This window comes from Desulfovibrio sp. 1188_IL3213 (genome assembly GCF_036763145.1).
Lineage (GTDB): Bacteria > Desulfobacterota > Desulfovibrionia > Desulfovibrionales > Desulfovibrionaceae > Desulfovibrio.
On record NZ_JBAIYR010000534.1, the window covers coordinates 1 to 1,356 of the forward strand.

Consider the following 1,356-nt stretch of genomic DNA (forward strand, 5'->3'; position numbering starts at 1 on the left):
CTGTCCGGTGCCGCCGCAGGCCGGGCATGGCTCCATAGTGATGGCCAGAGCTGAAGAGCCGGTGCGCTGACGTACCAGTTCCAGAAGGCCGAAGGCGCTCATGCGGCCCACATCGTGGCGCGCGCGGTCGTTCTTCATGGCGGAGCGCAAGGTTTTTTCCACTTCAATGATGTGCTTTTTGTCGCGCATTTCGATGAAGTCTATGACGACCTGCCCACCGATATCACGCAGCTTGAGGTGGCGGGCGATGGTTTCAGCGGCTTCCATATTGGTCTTGTGCGCCATTGCCTCAAAATTGCCTTTGCCCGAAATCTTGCCGGAGTTGATGTCCACAGCCATGAGGGCTTCGGTCTGATCGAAAACCAGCCTGCCGCCAGAGGGCAGCAGCACCTCGCGGGTATATATCTGGTCCAGCTGGCGGCGCAGGCTGAAGCGTTCCCACATGGAGGTCCGCACATCGCTGTGCAGGCGCACCAGATCGCTTTTGCGCGGAAAGAGCAGGTTGACGGTTTCGCGAATGCTCTGCGCCACGTCTTCGTGATCAACCCAGATTTCGCCCACGTCTTCGGTCAGGTAGTCGCGCACGGCGCGTTCCGACAGGCCCGGTTCCTGATAGATAAGTGCCGGAGCCGTTACTTCGGTGGCTTTTTTGCGAATGTCGCGCCAGACCCTTTTGAGGTACTGCAGGTCATTTTTGAGGGTCGTTTTTGTGGTTCCCGCGCTGACAGTCCGCACAATAACGCCCAGGCCCTGGCCGGGATCAATGCCGTTCATCATTTCGCGCAGGCGGCTGCGTTCCTCTTCATCATCCACCTTGCGCGAAACGCCGATCTGCTCCTGCCCGGGGGTGAGCACAAGAAAACGTCCGGCCAGCGAAAGCCAGGTGGTCAAAAACGCGCCCTTGCTGCCTGTAGGTTCTTTAACAACCTGCACAAGCACTTCCTGACCAGCCTTGAGCACCTTCTGGATAGGAGGAAACTTTTTGCCCTTGGCCGGTTCATGGTGGGTCAGCCAATACTCCGGATGAATTTCGTCTATCTGTAAAAAGCCATTTTTTCCGGCGCCGTAGCTCACGAAGGCGGCCTGAAGATTGGTGTCGATATTGTGAATGACACCCTTGTAAATATTGCCCTTGATTTTGCGCTGGTGCAGCATGTCCAGATAGTATTCCAGCAACTGGCCGTCTTCGGTCAGCGCCACTTCCACCTGCTCACCGGGCAGAACGCTGATGAACATGCGCCGCCGCGTGCCTGCCGACTCGGACTTGCTCTTGTGCTTGCCGCTTTCCGTGGGGGCGGTTTTTTTGCTGTCTGCCGTGGGGGCTGCGCCGGAGCTTTCCCTGGCGGCTGCACCGTC

Annotated in this window: 1 protein-coding gene; it reads right to left on the reverse strand. The window is 58.1% G+C overall.

Translation table 11 applies throughout. The annotated features are described in order from the left end of the window. Positions 1-1,236, reverse strand: a 1,236-nt coding sequence (locus tag V6C16_RS13360; RefSeq protein WP_333543448.1) for an Rne/Rng family ribonuclease, incomplete at its 3' end; no start/stop codon positions are given. Positions 1,237-1,356 lie beyond the last annotated feature (120 nt).